At 71.2% G+C, this 16,231-nt stretch carries 14 protein-coding genes; 3 read left to right on the top strand and 11 right to left on the bottom strand.

All coding sequences use genetic code 11. From position 1 onward, the window contains the following. The first annotated feature begins 46 nt into the window (after positions 1-46). Positions 47-1,561 (top strand): histidine ammonia-lyase, encoded by a 1,515-nt coding sequence (gene hutH / locus ABD067_RS04855; RefSeq protein WP_343894038.1) that lies wholly within the window; start codon positions 47-49, stop codon positions 1,559-1,561. 291 nt (positions 1,562-1,852) lie between these two features. Then, on the top strand, positions 1,853-2,776 hold the full coding sequence (locus tag ABD067_RS04850; RefSeq protein WP_343894037.1) for a helix-turn-helix transcriptional regulator: 924 nt from the start codon (positions 1,853-1,855) through the stop codon (positions 2,774-2,776). Between the two features lie 25 nt (positions 2,777-2,801). Here ABD067_RS04850 and ABD067_RS04845 read toward each other — a convergent pair whose 3' ends face one another. From ABD067_RS04845 to ABD067_RS04795, 11 genes are all read right to left on the bottom strand, one after another. Further along, complete coding sequence (locus ABD067_RS04845) at positions 2,802-3,251, bottom strand: acyl-CoA thioesterase (protein WP_343894036.1); 450 nt, start codon at positions 3,249-3,251, stop codon at positions 2,802-2,804. After that, the gene (gene boxA, locus ABD067_RS04840) at positions 3,238-4,491 is read right to left on the bottom strand and encodes a benzoyl-CoA 2,3-epoxidase subunit BoxA (RefSeq protein WP_343894035.1); all 1,254 of its coding nucleotides are present in this window, start codon (positions 4,489-4,491) and stop codon (positions 3,238-3,240) included. The genes ABD067_RS04845 and boxA overlap by 14 nt, the downstream gene beginning before the upstream one ends. A 31-nt stretch (positions 4,492-4,522) precedes the next feature. Further along, positions 4,523-5,971, bottom strand: a complete 1,449-nt coding sequence (gene boxB / locus ABD067_RS04835; protein ID WP_343894034.1) for a benzoyl-CoA 2,3-epoxidase subunit BoxB — start codon at positions 5,969-5,971, stop codon at positions 4,523-4,525. Positions 5,972-5,997: 26 nt separating this feature from the next. Beyond that, positions 5,998-7,647 (bottom strand): 2,3-epoxybenzoyl-CoA dihydrolase, encoded by a 1,650-nt coding sequence (gene boxC / locus ABD067_RS04830; RefSeq protein WP_343894033.1) that lies wholly within the window; start codon positions 7,645-7,647, stop codon positions 5,998-6,000. A 79-nt stretch (positions 7,648-7,726) separates the two neighbouring features. Next, positions 7,727-8,548 (bottom strand): alpha/beta fold hydrolase, encoded by an 822-nt coding sequence (locus ABD067_RS04825; RefSeq protein WP_343894032.1) that lies wholly within the window; start codon positions 8,546-8,548, stop codon positions 7,727-7,729. Further along, on the bottom strand, positions 8,548-10,137 hold the full coding sequence (locus tag ABD067_RS04820) for a benzoate-CoA ligase family protein (protein WP_343894031.1): 1,590 nt from the start codon (positions 10,135-10,137) through the stop codon (positions 8,548-8,550). Before ABD067_RS04820 ends, ABD067_RS04825 begins: the two co-directional genes overlap by 1 nt. Before the next feature lie 130 nt (positions 10,138-10,267). Further along, a complete protein-coding gene (locus ABD067_RS04815) occupies positions 10,268-10,978 on the bottom strand; it encodes an ABC transporter ATP-binding protein (RefSeq protein WP_343894030.1) in 711 nt (236 codons plus the stop codon). After that, positions 10,975-11,721, bottom strand: coding sequence for an ABC transporter ATP-binding protein (locus ABD067_RS04810; protein ID WP_343894029.1), 747 nt, complete (start codon positions 11,719-11,721; stop codon positions 10,975-10,977). Before ABD067_RS04810 ends, ABD067_RS04815 begins: the two co-directional genes overlap by 4 nt. Continuing rightward, entirely contained in the window at positions 11,718-12,716 is a 999-nt protein-coding gene (locus ABD067_RS04805; RefSeq protein ID WP_343894028.1) for a branched-chain amino acid ABC transporter permease, read from the bottom strand. The genes ABD067_RS04810 and ABD067_RS04805 overlap by 4 nt, the downstream gene beginning before the upstream one ends. Further along, positions 12,716-13,585 (bottom strand): branched-chain amino acid ABC transporter permease, encoded by an 870-nt coding sequence (locus ABD067_RS04800; RefSeq protein ID WP_343894027.1) that lies wholly within the window; start codon positions 13,583-13,585, stop codon positions 12,716-12,718. Before ABD067_RS04800 ends, ABD067_RS04805 begins: the two co-directional genes overlap by 1 nt. 28 nt (positions 13,586-13,613) lie before the next feature. Further along, entirely contained in the window at positions 13,614-14,813 is a 1,200-nt protein-coding gene (locus ABD067_RS04795) for an ABC transporter substrate-binding protein (RefSeq protein WP_343894026.1), read from the bottom strand. A gap of 610 nt (positions 14,814-15,423) precedes the next feature. Between ABD067_RS04795 and coxB the strand changes: the two genes are divergently transcribed. Further along, positions 15,424-16,227, top strand: a complete 804-nt coding sequence (coxB, locus tag ABD067_RS04790; protein ID WP_343894025.1) for a cytochrome c oxidase subunit II — start codon at positions 15,424-15,426, stop codon at positions 16,225-16,227. The last annotated feature ends 4 nt before the right edge of the window (positions 16,228-16,231 follow it).

Genomic DNA, 16,231 nt, shown 5'->3' with positions numbered 1-16,231 from the left:
GCCTCGGGAGCACGGCCGGCCCGCTTGCCCGCGCGGGGGGCGGCGCGTGATCCTGACAGCGGGGCGTGCCGCGCTGGATGTTTGGCGCGCGGTCCACGGCGGGGCCGTTCCGCACCTGGGCCCCGATTGCCGCCCTGCGGTGGAGGCAGGCGCCGCGGCCGTAGCCGCCATCGTCGCCAAGGGCGAAGCCGTGTACGGCATCAACACCGGCTTCGGGAAGCTCGCGGCGGTGCGGATAGCGGCCGGCGACCTCGCCGCCTTGCAACGCAACATAGTGTTGAGCCACGCCGCCGGTGTGGGCGAATCGCTGCCCGCCGAGGTGGTGCGGCTGGCGCTGGCGTTGAAGCTGGGCAGCTTGGCGCAGGGGCTTTCGGGCGTGTGCTGGGCGGTGATCGAACGATTGGAGGCCTGCCTCGCGCACGGACTGCTGCCGGCGATCCCCTCCCAAGGCTCGTGCGGCGCTTCGGGCGATCTGGCGCCGCTCGCGCACATGACGGCGGCGGCGCTGATGGGCGTGGGGCAGTTCCTCGGTGAAGGCGAAGCGGCCGCGGCCTTGGCGCGGCGGGGGCTCGCGCCGCTGGAACTCGGCCCGAAGGAGGGGCTGGCGCTGCTCAACGGCACGCAGATCAGCGCGGCGCTCGCCCTCGCCGGGTTGTTCGAGGCCGAGCGCGCCTTCCGGTCCGCCCTCGTCACCGGCGCCCTTTCGACCGACGCCGCCAAGGGCAGCGACGGGCCGTTCGACGCGCGCATCCACGCCGCGCGCGGCCACCGCGGCCAGACCGAAGCGGCGGCGGCGCTGCGGACGATGATGGAGGGCAGCGCCATCCGCGCGTCCCACCGCGGTCCGGACGACCCGCGCGTGCAGGACCCTTATTGCCTCCGTTGCCAGCCGCAGGTGATGGGCGCCTGCCTCGACCTGCTGCGGCAAGCCGCCGCCACCCTCGCCGTCGAGGCGAACGGCGTCAGCGACAACCCCTTGGTCTTCGCCGACACGGGCGAGGTGATCTCGGGCGGCAACTTCCACGCCGAGCCGGTCGCCTTCGCCGCCGACATGGTCGCTATGGCGCTCTGCGAGATCGGGTCGCTGGCTGAACGCCGGATCGCCATGCTGGTGGACCCGGCACTGTCGGGCCTGCCCGCCTTCCTGACGCCGCGGCCCGGGTTGAATTCGGGCTTCATGATCCCGCAGGTCACGGCCGCCGCCCTGGTCGCGGAGAACCGCCAACGGGCCATGCCGGCCAGCGTGGACAGCATACCGACCTCGGCCAACCAGGAAGACCACGTCTCGATGGCCGCGCACGGCGCGCGGCGGCTGTTGCCGATGGCGGCGAACCTGCGCGCCATCATCGGCATCGAGTGGCTCGCCGCGGCCCAGGGCTGCGACTTCCACGCGCCGCTCCGCTCCTCCGAGCCGCTCGAAGCCGCCCGGGCGTTGCTACGCGCACGCGTTCCGACGCTGTTGGAGGACAGGCACCTCGCGCCCGACATCGCCGCCGCCACCGCCATGGTCGCCGACGGCCGCTTGGCCGGGATCACCGCCCTTCCTGGCGTTTCGGTGTGAGGGTCTTTCCGCCTCGGCCGCCGTCGGCGATGCGCGGCCGCTTGAGGGACGTCCTGACGCCACGTCCTCGGAGGCCGCCGTGGCATCGCCCTCCGGTGGCGCTGCGGGCCTTCGCAGTCCTCCCCGGCTAGGCTGTTCGGCGCCCGTCGGTCCTGTTCCGACGGGCGCCCCTGCCCGTCAGGCGGCGCGCTCCGCGCTTGTCAGTGCCTTGGCGGGGTCCTATGGCGGCGCCCATGCCCCGCCGCGTCCCTGCTCCCTCCCGCGCCCGGCGTTCAAACCCAGCGCGCTCCCGTGCTTGACACGCAGCGGGACGCACCTCCGGAGCGGGCGAAAGGCGATCCGGGCGACGACGCCTTCCTGCGCGCGGTGGGCGACCGGTTGCGCACGCTCCGGGCGCGCCGCGGCGTGACTCGCCGCGACCTTTCGCGCCTGTCCCGCGTGTCGGAGCGCTACATCGCCCAGGTCGAGGCGGGGGCCGGCAACGTCTCCATCCTCCTTTTGCGGCGCATCGCCCGCGCGCTCGGCCTCGGCGTGGAGGAGATCGTCGGCGAACGCCCGGAGCGCACGGCCGAGCGGCTCCTGCTGGAGCAGGTGGTGGCCCAACTCCCGGAAGGGCGGCTGGCGGAGGCGCGCGGCTTGCTGAAGCGGCAGCTCGGCGGGCACGAGGGCATCGGCAGCCGCGTCCGGCGCGTGGCGCTGATCGGCCTGCGCGGCGCCGGCAAGTCGACCCTCGGCCGGCTGTTGGCGGAGCGGCTCGGCATCGCCTTCGTCGAACTGGACCGGGAGGTGGAGCGGGAGGGCCGGATGGAGCTTTCGGACATATTCGCCGTGCACGGGCAGGAGGGGTTCCGCCGCCTCGAGCGCGAGGCGCTGCAACACTTGGTCCGGGAAGGCTCCCCCGCCGTCATCGCCACTGGCGGCGGCATCGTTGCGGAGCCGGCCACTTTCGAATTCCTGCTCGACACCTGCATCACGGTTTGGCTGCGGGCGAGCCCGGAAGAGCACATGCGCCGCGTCATCGAGCAAGGCGACACCCGCCCCATGCGCGACAACAAACGCGCCATGGACGATCTCAGGGCAATCCTGGCCAGCCGGGAAGCCCTCTACGCCAAGGCCGATTTCACGGTGGACACCTCCGGATGCGCCCCGTCGGAGACGCTCGCGGCGCTGCTGGCGCTGGACGGCGTCGCGGCGGTGGAGGAGAGCCGGGCGTGATCGGCCAAAGCGGAGAGCGGGCCGCTCAACCCGCCCCGAGCGCCGCCTCCGCCTCCAACGCCGGTCGAAAGCGGTCCGGCGCCCGGACGGGCCGCATGCCCGCCGCATCGACGAAGGCGCAGACCAGTTCGGCTTCGTAGGCCAATCTTTCCCCGACCCGGCCGACCACGGCGAAGCGGAGGGAGGACCCGCCGAGGCGGACCAGCCGCACGGTGCTGGAGAGCGTGTCGCGCGGCGTGACGGGGCTGCGGAAGTCCAAGCGCGCGTGGACGAACGGCGTGCCTATGCCGTGGTCCACGTTCATCTCGTACCAGCCCACACCGAGCCGGTCCTGGAACCAGGCTTCCGTCGCCTCCATGGCGAAATCGAGGAAGCGCGCCGTGTAGGCGATGCGGGCGGCGTCCGTCTCGCCCCAGGTGACGCGGCGGGTGTGGACGAAGACGGCGCCGGCCTTCGCGCCCTCAGTAGGTTTCAACGTGGTATCGTCCCTGCTCCCGCATGGAGGCGCGGAGGGCCGTCCAGTCTATCCCGTGCTCCCGGCCGATGGCGGAAAGCGCCTCTTCGACGCCCGCCTCCAATCCGCGCAGGCCGCACACGAAGATGTGGGTGCCGTCTTTCCGCAACAGCGCAGCGAGATCCGCCGCGCGCGCCCGCATCCGGTCCTGCACATACTCCTTGGGCCGGCCAGGCAGCCGGCTGTAAACCAGGTTCTGGTCGAGCACCGCCACCGGCACCTTCTGCAACGGGCCGAAATAGGGCAGTTCCTCCGGCGTGCGAGCGCCGAAGAACAGGTGCAAGCGGCCGCGCCCGGCGGCGCCGAGGCGCCGGCGCCGCTCGGTGAAGCCGCGGAAGGGCGCGGCGCCGGTGCCGGTGCAAACCATGACGACGTCGGTCTCCGGGTCGTCCGGCATGAGGAAGGTGGCCCCGAAGGGCCCGATGACCGGCACCGTCTCCCCGAGCGCGAGATCGCACAGCCAGTTGGACGCCACGCCGCGGAACACGCTCCCGTCGGGCCGCGGCTCTGCGACACGCTTGACCGTCAATGCCAAGTTGTTGGTGTTCGGCCGTTCGCCGTCGCGGGCGCTGCACACCGAGTAGAGGCGCATCGCGTGCGGTCGTCCATCAGGTCCGGTGCCGGGCGGCACGACGCCGATGCTTTGCCCTTCCAGCACCGGGAAGGGCGTGGCGCCGAAGTCCAGGATGATGTGGTGGACGTCCGAAGAGGTGCCGGACCGGGTGACGCGGATGTTGCCCGTCACCTTGGCCAGCGCCGGCTCCGCGCGGCTGAACAGGTTGACGCGCGGCTTGCTGGCCGAAACAGGGGCGCGGACCTTGCCGCCGGCGCCCCTGTGGGCGTCGGCGATCAGCGCCGCCGCCTCCTCGTCCAGCGCGTCCACCGCCTCGCCCACGCCGCCTCCGTCGGCGGGCAGGGCGGGACGGGGCGGCAGCTCCTGCCAGGAGAATTGCTCATCCAGGCCGAAGGGCGCGGGCACCTGGAACCAATTGTCGATCGCGCCCGTGGGGCAGGGCGCGACGCAATCCATGCAGAAGTTGCAGGTGCCCGGGTCCACGACATAGTTGTTTTCGTCGTGGGTGATCGCGTTGATCGGGCAGGTCGCCTCGCAAGTGTTGCAGCGGATGCAGATCTCCGGGTCGATCAGATGCTGCTTGAGTGCAGCGCCGGCCCCACCCTGGCCCTCCAGCATGCCGTCCATCGCGCCGCTCCCGCCTCCGTCCCCGCCGGGCTCAGTTCCAGATCTTCACGTACTCGAAGTGACCCGGCTTGTTGTCGATGCCCACCTTGGGCGCCGCGATCCACGAGGCGTAGGCGCCCGCTTGGTCCACCGGCTTCATCAAGCCAGTGATGTAGAGGTCGTCATCGGCCGAGGGCAGCCAGCGGTCGCGGTTGGCGGCGAAGGTGCCTGCATCCACCACCCGCCCTTCCGGGTCGGCGTGGATGCGCGAGAACTCGCCGATCTTCCTGTTGAAGGCGACGTGCGGCAGCGTCAGCCGGAACGGGATGCCCGCCTTCTCGATCACCTTGTTCCAGCGGTTCACGCCGCCCTGGCAGTCCTGCACGTAATCGTCGCGCAGCCGCATGTTGAGCGCCGATAGCGCCGGCACCGCCTCCTGCGCGATCGCCCCGTCCACGCAGCGCAGCACCGGGTAGGTCGCGTCCAGCAGCCGGTGGTCGTCGTCCAGCTTGTCCTCGCGGTAGCGGCCCTTGAGGCCGGCGTTGTAGGCATTGGCGGCGTTGGTGGAGACCTCGTTGCCGAACAGGTCCAGCGTCAGCGAGAAGTGCAGGTTCATCTTCCGCTGCAAGGTCGGCAGGTCCACCACGCCGAGCGCCCGGATGCGCTCCGCGTCGTTCGGGTCCTGGATGCCGGCGGCCTTCATCGCCTCGCAGGTGCGCTCGATGATCCGCTGCACGCCGGTTTCGCCCACGAACATGTGGTGGGCCTCTTCCGTCAGCATGAAGCGGCAGGTGCGCGACAGCGGGTCGAAGCCCGACTGCGCCAGCGCCTCCAATTGCATCTTGCCGTCGCGGTCGGTGAAGAAGGTGAACATGAAGAAGGACACCCAGTCGGGCGTCTGCTCGTTGAAGGCACCCAGCATCCGCGGGCTGTCCTCGTTGCCGGAGCGGCGGCGCAGCAGCTCTTCCGCCTCCTCGCGCCCGTCCTTCCCGAAGTACTTCTGGAGCAGGTAGACCATGGCCCAGAGGTGCCGGCCCTCTTCCACGTTCACCTGGAACAGGTTGCGCATGTCGTAGAGCGAGGGCGCGGTCTTGCCGAGGTGGCGCTGCTGCTCGACCGAAGCGGGTTCCGTGTCGCCCTGGATGGTGATGAGGCGGCGCAGCATGCCGCGGTACTCGCCCGGCACCTCCTGCCAGGCTGGCTCGCCCTTGTGCTGGCCGAAGCCGACCGTGCGGCCCTCCACCTTCGGCGCCAGCAGGATGCCCCACTTGTACTCGGGCATCCGCACGTAGTCGAAGCGCGCCCAGCCTTTCGGGTCCACGGACACGGCGGTGCGGAGGTAGACCAACGCCTCCTGGAAGCCGTCCGGCCCCATGTCCTTCCACCAGTCTATGTAGCCCGGGTGCCAGGTCTCGAGCGCCTTGCGCACGCGCGCGTCGGTGTTGAGGTCCACGTTGTTCGGGATCAGGCCGTTGTAGTCCACGTTCATGCCGTCGGGCATCGTTCCGTCTCCCTGTGTCTTGTTGGCTAAACGCGGCCGCGGTCGAAGGAGGGCTGGACGCCGCTGCCGTAGAGCTTGAGCGCGCCCTGCTCGCCGACCGAGTTCGGCCGCTGGAAGATCCAGTTCTGCCAGGCGGTGAGCCGGCCGAAGATGCGCGTTTCCATGGTCTCGGGGCCGACGAAGCGCAGGTTCGCCTCCATGCCGGTCAGCGCGTCCGGCGAGAAGCTCGCGCGCTCCTCCAGCATGATCCGGACCTCGTCGTCCCAATCGGTCTCGTCATAAGCGAAGGTGACGAGGCCGAGCGCTTCCGCGTCCTCCGCTTCCAAAGCCTCGCCGACCTTCCCGCGCGCCCGGTCCACGCCCTCCGGCTCGCCGTAGAAGCGCGTTTGCAAGCGGGTGAGCCCGTTCGCCATGGGGTAGGCGCCGAAGTTGAGCGGCGACAGCGACAGCGCGGCTGGCGGGCGGTTGTCGCCCTCCCGCGCGCCGGACAGCATCACCGCCCGGTCTGCCGCGAAGGCGAGTTCGGCCAGGGTGCCGGCGAAGCAGCTCCCCGGCTCGATTTGCGCGATCAGGCTGCGGGAGGTGACATCAATGCGTTTCAGCACGCGCTTGAGGTTCAGCCGGACCTCCCGGACGAACCAATCGTCCTCGTACTCCTCCAAGAAGGCATCGTGCGCCATCACCTCTGCCGCGTCGCCCTGCGTGCGGAGCAGGAGCAGGCCGAGTTCCGGCTCGTTCAGCCGCAGGTGCAAGATGGCGTCGTCCAGTTCCCGCGCCATCCGCAGCGGCCAGAACTCGGCGCTGCGGGCGGCTTCCAGCGAGGCCGGCGCGCCGCCGCCGGGGCCCGAGACCGTGACGGTGGCCCGGCGTGCGGCGCGGTCCATCTCGACGGAGACGAAGCCGTAGAAGACGCCGTTCTCCTCGGTCCGCCGCTCCAGCGGCGTCAGCGCGACGCCCTTGGCGTCCCGCGGGCGGTCGCTGCGGGCCGCGATCTCCGCCGCCCGCTCCTCGACGCGCTTCTCCCAGGCGGACGGCGGCACGACCTCGTCCACCAAGCGCCACTCGACGGCGCGCCTGCCGCGCACCCCCTCCTCGATCGAGCAGAACACGTCCGCCAAGTCGCGCCGGACCTTGCGCTTGTCGGTCACGCGGGTGAGGCCGCCGGTGCCGGGCAGCACCGCGAGCAACGGCGTCTCCGGCAGGGAAACGGTGGAGCGGCGGTCGTCGATGAGCATGATGTGGTCGGTGGCCACCGCCAGTTCGTACCCGCCGCCGGCGGCCGTGCCGTTGACGGCGCAGAGGTAGGCCTGCCCGGAGTGCTCCGTCGCGTCCTCGATGGCGCAGCGCGTCTCGTTGGTGAACTTGCAGAAGTTGACCTTGTGGCCGTGGCTGGCTTTGCCGAGCATCCGGATGTTGGCGCCGGCGCAGAACACGTTCTCCTTGGCCGAACGGATGACGACGGCGCCCACCTCCGGGTGCTCGAAGCGCAGGCGCTGCACGGCGTCCGCCAGTTCGATGTCCACGCCGAGGTCGTAGGAGTTGAGCTTCAACTCGTACCCTTCGAACAAGCCGGCGTCCGGGTCCACGTCCATGATGAGGTGAGCGACAGGGCCATCGAAGCGCAGCTTCCAATGCCGGTAACGACCGGGGTCGGTTCGGAAATCGATCTGCGCCATCCGGTCCGGTCCTTTCAGCGACATTCCGCCCCAACTGCAACATAATGCATATTATTGGCGGACTTCAAGTCCAGCTGCACTATTGTGCGTTGGCGGGCCCCGGCTCGTGCAGGCCGAACAGCCGGCCCGTGAACTCCGACACCGCGGCCAGCACGGCCTCTGGCGCGTCCTGGTGCGGGTTGTGGCCAACCCCGGGCAGCACGAGGCCGTCCACCGGGCAATAGGCCTCGCGCTCCAGCAACCGTAGCTGCTCCACGGTCCCGTAAGGGTCCGCCTCGCCCTGGATCGCCAGCACGGGGACGCGGATGTGCGCGATGTCCGGTTGCAAATCGAAGGCGCGGGGGAAGCCCGGGTCCAGCCAAGCGCCGTTCCAGCCGCGGAAGGCCAGGTCCGGGTCGCGGTGGTGCCGCGCCAACCGCGCCCGAAGGTCGCCCGTTTCGAAGGCCTGCTTCGCCGCCCGGATGGCGGCCAGCCCCGCTTCTTCCACGAAGAAGTGCGGCGCCAGCAGCACCAAGCCGCGCACCCGCGTGTCCTGGAACGATCCCGCGTGGATCGCCGCGATAGAGCCGCCGTCCGAATGGCCGAGCAGCACGCAGCGCCTGACCCCGGCGGCGTCCAGCACGCGGGGCAGCACCTCCCGCGCTTCCTCGTGCATGTAGGTCAACGGCCGTGGCAGCGCTGCCGGGTCGGACTGGCCGTAGCCGAAGCGCGAATAGGCGAAGACGCCGAGGCCGGTCGCGGCCGCGAGCCGCTCCGGGAAGTCGCGCCAGAGGGACACCGAGCCGAGCCCTTCGTGCAGCAGCACCATCGTGGGCGCCGCTTCCGGCTCCGGTCCCCACCACGCGGCTTCCAACCGCCCGCCGCCGATCTCCAACCGGACGTTGCGCCGCGCTGCCGCCATCACGCGAACCCCGCGCGCAGCTTGAAGCGCTGTATCTTGCCGGTGGCGGTTTTCGGCAGCTCCTCGACCGCCTCGATCCAGCGGGGATATTTCCAGGCGCCGACGCGCTCCTTCACATGCGCCCGCAGGGCTTCCGTAAGCGCCGGACCCGGCGGCGCCGCGTCCTCCCTCAGCACCACGAAGGCCATGGGTTTGGTAAGGCCGTCCGCGTCCTCGCGCCCGACCACCGCGGCCTCTTGCACGGCCGGGTGCGTCATCAACGCCGCTTCCACCTCGAAGGGCGAAACCCAGATGCCGCTCACCTTGAACATGTCGTCCGTGCGGCCCTGGTAGCGGTAATGGCCGTCGGCGTCCTGCGTGTACTTGTCGCCGGTGCGTGTCCATTCACCTTGGAAGGTGCGGCGGGATTTGTCGCGCTGGTTCCAATAGCCTTCGGCGGCCGATGGCCCCCGCACCAACAGTTCGCCGATCTCGCCGGGTGGGAGATCGCGGTCCTGCTCGTCCACGATCCGCAGATCGTAGCCCGGCACGGCGGTCCCGGTGGTGCCGTACCGGATGTGGCCCGGCCGATTGCTGAGGAAGATGTGCAGCATCTCGGTGGAGCCGATGCCGTCGAGGATGTCGGCGCCCACGACCGAAGACCAGCGTTGCCCCACATGCTCCGGCAAGGCCTCGCCGGCCGAGACGCAGAGGCGCAGCCGGTCCGAGCCGGCGCCGCGCCCGAGCCCCGGGTGCGCCAGCAGCGCCGCGTAAAGAGTCGGCACGCCGCAGAAAAGGGTGGGCCGGTGCCGGGCCATCACGGACAGCACCGCGTCGGGCGAGGGCCGGTCAGGCAGCAGCACAGCCTGCGCGCCGACCGACATCGGAAAGGTCATGGCGTTGCCGAGGCCGTAGGCGAAGAACAGCTTCGCCGCCGAGTACACCACGTCGTCCGGGCGGATGCCCAGCACCTGCGCCGCGTAAGTCTCGGCTGTGGCGCGAAGGCTGGCGTGGACGTGCTTGGTGCCCTTGGGCGCGCCGGTGGAGCCGGAGGAGTAGAGCCAGAAGGCGACCTCGTCTGGGCTGGCCGCCACCGTCTCGGCCGCCGGCGCCCCGGCCAGGAAGTTCCGCAACTCCTGCGCGCCTGGGGGCAGGGCCGGCGCCGGTTCGCCGTCCGGCGTGGCCACCAGCACCAGCCGCAGCCAGGGCGAGGCCGCGATGGCCGGCGCGAGCGCCGCGAGCAGCCGGGCGGAGACGACAACCGCCTCCGCCCGGCTGTCCTCCAGCATGTAGGCGACCTGTTCGGCGGTGAGCAGCGTGTTCGCCGGCACCGGCACCACCCCGGCGCGCAGCGCGCCCCAGAACGCGACGGGGAAGTCCACCGTATCGAGCATCAGCATCAACAGCCGGCGCTCGCGCCCTATGCCGGCCGCGCGCAATCCTCCGGCGAACCGCGCGCTCGCCTCGGCGAGCGCGGCGTAGGTCATGCTGCGGTGCGGGTCGGTGAAGGCCGTGGCGCCGCCCCGCCCGGCCGCCACGTGCCGATCGACGAACCAGGAAACGGCATTGCCGCGCGACGCGCCTTGACCGGATGCGGGGATGCCATCCATCCGCTTCCTCCTTCCCTCCGCGCGTGTCTGCCGCACGCTTCTTCATTCGATCGCGCCTAAGCGCTTGCAATATAGTGCGGGCCGCTAACCCCTCCTGCAAGCCGCGCGTCGGGCAGGCCCGGCGGACCGGCTACACGCCGAGGTGCCGGTGCATCGTTTCCGGATCGGCCTGCAGCCGCTCCGGCGGCCCGGACCACGCGAGGCTGCCCTTCACCAAGATGTCCGCCCGGTCCACCAGGGAGAGCACCGCGGCCACCGTCCTGTCCACCACCAGCGTGGCTATGCCCGCTTGGCGCACGGCGCGGATGGTGTCCCAGATCGCGTCGCGCATCAGGGGCGCGAGCCCCTCTGTCGCCTCGTCCAGCACCAGCAGCCGCGGGCTGGTCATCAACGCCCGGCCGATGGAGAGCATCTGCTGCTCGCCGCCCGAGAGCTGGTCGCCGCGGTGGCCGCTGCGCTCCGCGAGGCGAGGGAACAACGCCATGACGCGGTCGAGCGGCCAATCGACCCTGCCGTCCGCGCCCGGCCGCGCGGCGAGGCGGAGGTTCTCCATGACCGACAGCGTGCCGAAGACGCCGCGCCCTTCCGGCACTACGGCGATGCCCCGGCGGGCCCGGCGGAACGGCGCCTCCGCGGTCGCGTCCGCGCCGTCGATCAGCACGTGGCCACCCCGCGCCGGCACCTGGCCCATGAGGGTCCGGATCAGCGTGGTCTTGCCCATGCCGTTCCGGCCCATGAGGCCGATCGCCTCGCCGGGGCGGATCGCCAGGTCCACGCCGCGCAGCACGAGGCCGGCGCCGTATCCCGAAGCGAGGCCGCGCGCTTCCAGTATCGGCGTCACGCGGCGTGGCCGAGGTAAGCGTCCCGCACCGCGGCGGAGGCGCGGATGCGCGCCGGCGGGCCGCGCTCCAGGACGCGGCCGTCCACCATCACGGTCAGCGTGTCGGCCACCGCGAACACCACGTCCATGTCGTGCTCGATCAGCAGCAGCGCGTGGTCCCGCGACAACTCCTTGAGCAAGGAGGCGAGGCGCTCGCCCTCCTCCGGCCCCACGCCGGCCAGCGGTTCGTCCAGCAGCAGCACGCGCGGCCCGGTCGCCAAAGCCATGGCGATCTCCAGGAGACGCAATTGCCCGTGGCTCAAGGTCGTCGCTACCGCGTCCTCCCACGGTCCGAGCCCCGCCCGGGCCAAGGCCGCGCGCGCTTCGGACACCGGCCCCGCTTCGCGCGCCGCCCGGCGGAGCCAACGGCCTGGGGTGAACCCGCGGGCCTGCGCGGCGAGCCGGGTGTTCTCCAGCACCGTCAGCTCCTGGAGGATGTTCGCCTTCTGGAAGGAGCGCCCGATGCCGCCCAGGGCGCGCCGCCAAACCGGCCAGCCGGTCACGTCCTGCCCTCCCAGGCGGACGGCGCCGCCGCTCGGCGCCAACTCGCCCGAGAGCAGGTTCGCCAGCGTGCTCTTGCCCGCACCGTTCGGGCCGATGACGGCGTGCAACTCGCCGACGGACAAGGCGAGGGAAACGTCGGACACGGCCGCTAGGCCGCCGAAGCGGCGCGTCAGCCCTGTCGCTTCCAGGGCGGCCGTCACAACTCGGCCGCCGCCACCGGCGTCCCGGCGGGGGAGGGGGCCGCGGGCCGAGCCGGCCGGCGGCGCAGGCCGAGGCCCGCCAAGCCTTTGGGCAGCGCCAGCACCACGGCGAGGATCACCAAGCCCTCGACGAGCTTCTGCCGCTCCGTCACCAGGTTGCTCGCTTCGCCCAGCCCGATGAAGGCGAAAGCGCCGAGGATAGGCCCGTGCAGCGCCCCCAGGCCGCCCAGCAGCACCATCAGCAGCGCCTCGGCCGAGCGGTGCCAGCCGAGCAACTCCGGGCTCACGAAGGCCTGGGCCATGGCCCACATGTGGCCGGAAACGCCGGCCAGGGCGCCCGCCACCACAAAGGCCGCCAGCTTGATCCGGAAGGTGTCGTAGCCCAGCGCCCGCATCCGGCCCTCGTTGGCGCGGATGCCGAGCAGCGCCCGGCCGAACAGCGTCCGCAGCAGGGCCGCGAGGCCGGCGTACATCGCCACCAACACGCCGAGGTTGAGCAGCAGCAGCACCGTCGGCCGGTTCCGGCGCGGCACCTCCCACACCAAGCCAAAGGCCTCCAGCGCCGGCCGGGACACGAAGACCCCGTCCTTGCCGCCCCCGAGAGGCGTGTCGTGGAAGACGAAGAACAGCATCTGCCCGAAGGCGAGCGTGGTCATCAGGAAGAAGAAGCCGCGCGTGCGGAGCGACAGGGCGCCTACCGGCAGGGCCGCCGCCGCGGCCAACAGCGCCGCCGCCGGCAAGGTCAGAAGGACGGACATCCCCGCCGGCAGCAGGTGGACCGCGTAGGCGCCGATGCCGAAGAAGGCGGCGTGCCCGAGGCTCACCATGCCGGCGGCGCCCACCAGCAGGTGCAGGCTGAGCGCGAACATCGCCGAAACCAGCGCCGTGGAGGCCAGTTCGAGGTGGTAGTTCGAGGCCCAGAGCGGCAGCAGCGCCACCCCGAGCGCCGCCAGCGCCAGCCAGACGTGCCCGGCGCGGGAGGCGACGGCGAGCATCAGGTCCGCCGCGCGAAGAGGCCGTGCGGCCGCACCAGCAGCACGGCGGCCATCAGCACGTAGACCGCGAGCCCAGCCACCGCCGGCGCGTAGGCCTTGCCCAAGGTGTCCACCAGCCCGATCAGCAGCGCCCCCCAGAAGGCGCCGGCGATCGAGCCGACGCCGCCCACCACCACCACCACGAAGGAGACGATGAGGAAGCCGTCGCCCATGTTCGGGTAGACCGAATGCAGGGGCGCCGCGAGCGCGCCGGCCAGCATGGCCAGCGCGGTGCCGACCGCGAAAACCAGGGTGTGGATGCGCCTCGCGTCGAGGCCGAGCAGGTCCACCATCTCCGGCTTCTCGGCGGCCGCGCGCACGGCGCTGCCTATGCGCGTGCGCTCGATTCCGAGGAACATCAGTGCCGCCACCGCGACGCACAGCGCCAGCACCGCCAACCGGTAGGCCGAGTAGGAGAAGTCCCCGGCCACGGGCACGGAGAAGTCCAGCACCGCCGGCACCGGCACGCTGTGGAAGTCGTTGCCGGCCAGGAAGGAGCGCGCCTCTTCGAACAACAGGATCAAGGCGAAGGTCAACAATACCTGGTCCAGGTGGTCGCGTTGGTAGAACCGACGGAACAGCCCGCGCTCCAGCAGCGCCCCGATCAGCAGCCCGCCGAGCACCGCCGCCGGCAACGCCAGCCACAGCGCGCCGGTCTGCCGCGCGATGGCCCAGGCGGCGTAGGCGCCGACCATGAACAGGCTGCCGTGCGCCAGGTTGATCACGCCCATCACGCCGAACACCAGCGTCAGGCCGCTGCTGATGAGGAACAGCAAAAGCCCGTACTGCAAGCCGTTCAGGACCTGCGCGAAGAGGCCCGTCAGGTCCATGGGGAACCCACCCGCCGCAGGTGCCGTCTCAAGCCATGCGGCAGCCGGTGCCCGGGTCGGCCAGCGCCTCCGCCGCGATGCCGATCACGCGGTTCTCCCCGCCCTTCGCTTCCCGCAGGTAGATGTTCTGCACCGGGTTGTGGGAGGGCGAGAGCGTGAAGGCGCCGCGTGGGCTGTCGATGCGTGCGCCGCGCATGGCCCGGACCAACTCCCGCTCCGCCGCCGGGTCGCCGCGCGTCGCGTCGAGCCCGACGCCCAGCAATTGCGCCGAGTCGTACCCCTGTACGGCGTAGACGTCGGCCTCCCGCGTCGTCTTCTCCTTGAAGGCGGCGCGGAACGTCCGGTTCTTGGGATTGTCGAGGCCGTCGCCATAATGGAGCGCGGTGCGGATGCCCTCGGCCGCCGCTCCTTGGGCGGCCAGCGTGCCCTCGGTGAGGAAGCCGGAGCCGCACAGCGGCACCCGTTCCTTGAGGCCGGCGGCCGCGTACTCGCGCACGAACTGCACGGCGCCCCCGCCGGCGAAGAACGAGCCCACGGCTTCCACGTTCAGCCCCGGCACCTGCGCTAGCAGCGGCTGGAAGTTGGTTTCGGGGAAGGGGAGCTTGAGTTCGCGCACCACCTCGCCGCCGCCGGCGCGCAGCCCTTCGCGGAAGCCCTCGCCCGCTTCGTTGCCCGCGGCGTAGTCCCAGGTGATCCAGGCGGCGCGCTTCACCCCTTGCTTCCCGAGCGCCAAGCCCATCCCGTAGGCCGGCTGCCAGTTGCTGAACGAGGCGCGGAAAACGGTGGGCGCGCACAGCTCGCGCGTGGCGGCCACGTTGCCGGCATTGGGGATCACCAGCGGCACGCCGCGCTCCCGCGACGCCTGCACCAAGGCCATCACCACCCCGGAATGCACGGTCCCCACCAGCGCTTCGGCGCGGTCGCGCCCGATCAGGCGGTTCACGTTCTGCACCGCGTTGGCCGGATTGCTCTCGTCGTCCAAGCGGATCACCTGAACCGGCCGGCCGCCCATGCGCCCGCCGCGCTCCTGGAGGTGGAGTTCGAAAGCGGCGGCGATGTTCTCGCCGAGCGCCGCGAAGGTGCCGGAGAAAGGCAGCATCAGCCCGATGCGCAACGGCGACCCTTGGGCGATGGCCGGGCGCGGCAAGGCTCCGGCCGAGGCGGCGAGCCCCGCCGCGCCGACAAGCAGGCCGCGGCGGGTGGTTGCGATCGGGGCGCGGTCGGGCATCCTTGGTCTCCTGCCTCCCTGGTCCCGGCGCGCCGACTCGCGGCGATGGCCGGACGTTTCTTGCTCTTGCGAATGTGGACCGGTCCGGGCCCCGCATGCAAAGGCAGGAACGGCGCGGCGCCTGCAATTTATTGCAGCCGCCCCGGGCGGGAGCAACCGCTCGCGCCGGCTTCCGTCGGCGGGCCACGGGCCGGGCCACGGACCGGGCCGCGGCCCGCTGGGGAACGGCACAGGCCCCACACCGAGACGGGGGGGGGCGCCGCGTCAGACCCGGCCATCCCCGTCGAGCGGCCCGCTCCGGTCTTGATTGACAGCGGCCGGCGCGGTGCATAACGATGCGGGAACGCAGGTTGCCGCGGATGACACCGGCGGCGTCAGAGTTGTTGCGTCGCCGTCGGTGCAGCGACCGTTCGCGGGAACGGAGCAGCGGGGTGGCGCCATGGCTGACGGTACGTTGGCCGCAGGTGAAGGCGTGAGGCCCTCTTCGCCGAGGGGCCTCGGCTCTGACCGGCGAGAAGCCGGTCCTCCCGGAGCGTTGCGCCCGGAGAAGCGGCTGACAAGGCCCAGTCCGTCCAAGCCCAGAACCCTCCGAAGGCGAGGGTGACGGGGCATGGCGGTCGCGCTGGCACTGGTGCTGATCGCTGTCGGCTCGGTGGTGTTCCACTTGCTGAGCCCGTGGTGGTGGACGCCGATCGCCTCGAATTGGCAGTACATCGACCAGACCATCGTGATCACCTTCTGGATCACGGGCGTGGTGTTCGTCGCCGTCGTCCTCTTCATGGCGTACTGCGTATTCCGCTTCCGGCACCGGCATGGAGCGAAGGCGGCTTACGAGCCCGAGAACAAGCGCCTGGAATGGTGGCTCACCGTGGCGACCGCTGTGGGCGTCGCGGCGATGCTGGCCCCCGGCCTGTTCGTCTGGAACCAGTTCGTCACCGTCCCGCGTGACGCGGTGGAGATCGAAGTCGTGGGCCGGCAGTGGCAATGGAGCTACCGCCTGCCGGGCGAGGACGGGAAGCTCGGCACCTCCGACATCCGCCACATCGGCCTCGACAACCCGCTGGGCCTGAACCCGCACGACGCGGCCGGGCAGGACGACGTCGTGATCGAGGCCGAGGACCTGCACCTCCCGATCGGCAAGCCGGTCAAGGTGCTGCTCCGCTCGATCGACGTCCTGCACGATTTCTACGTGCCCGAGTTCCGCGCGAAAATGGACATGGTGCCGGGCTCGGTCACCTACTTCTGGTTCACGCCCACCAGGACCGGAACCTTCGAGGTGCTCTGCGCCGAGCTGTGCGGTGTGGGGCACGCGGTCATGCGCGGCCGGGTGGTGGTCCAGAGCGAGACCGAGCACGCGGTGTGGCTGAACAGGCAGCGGACCTTCGCCCAATTGGCGCTGGCGCAGGCGAGGTGAACCG

It is taken from the genome of Craurococcus roseus, from assembly GCF_039523795.1.
Lineage (GTDB): Bacteria > Pseudomonadota > Alphaproteobacteria > Acetobacterales > Acetobacteraceae > Craurococcus > Craurococcus roseus.
The sequence above is the reverse complement of the archived record's forward strand: the minus strand, read 5'-3'. Positions and strand labels throughout refer to the sequence as shown.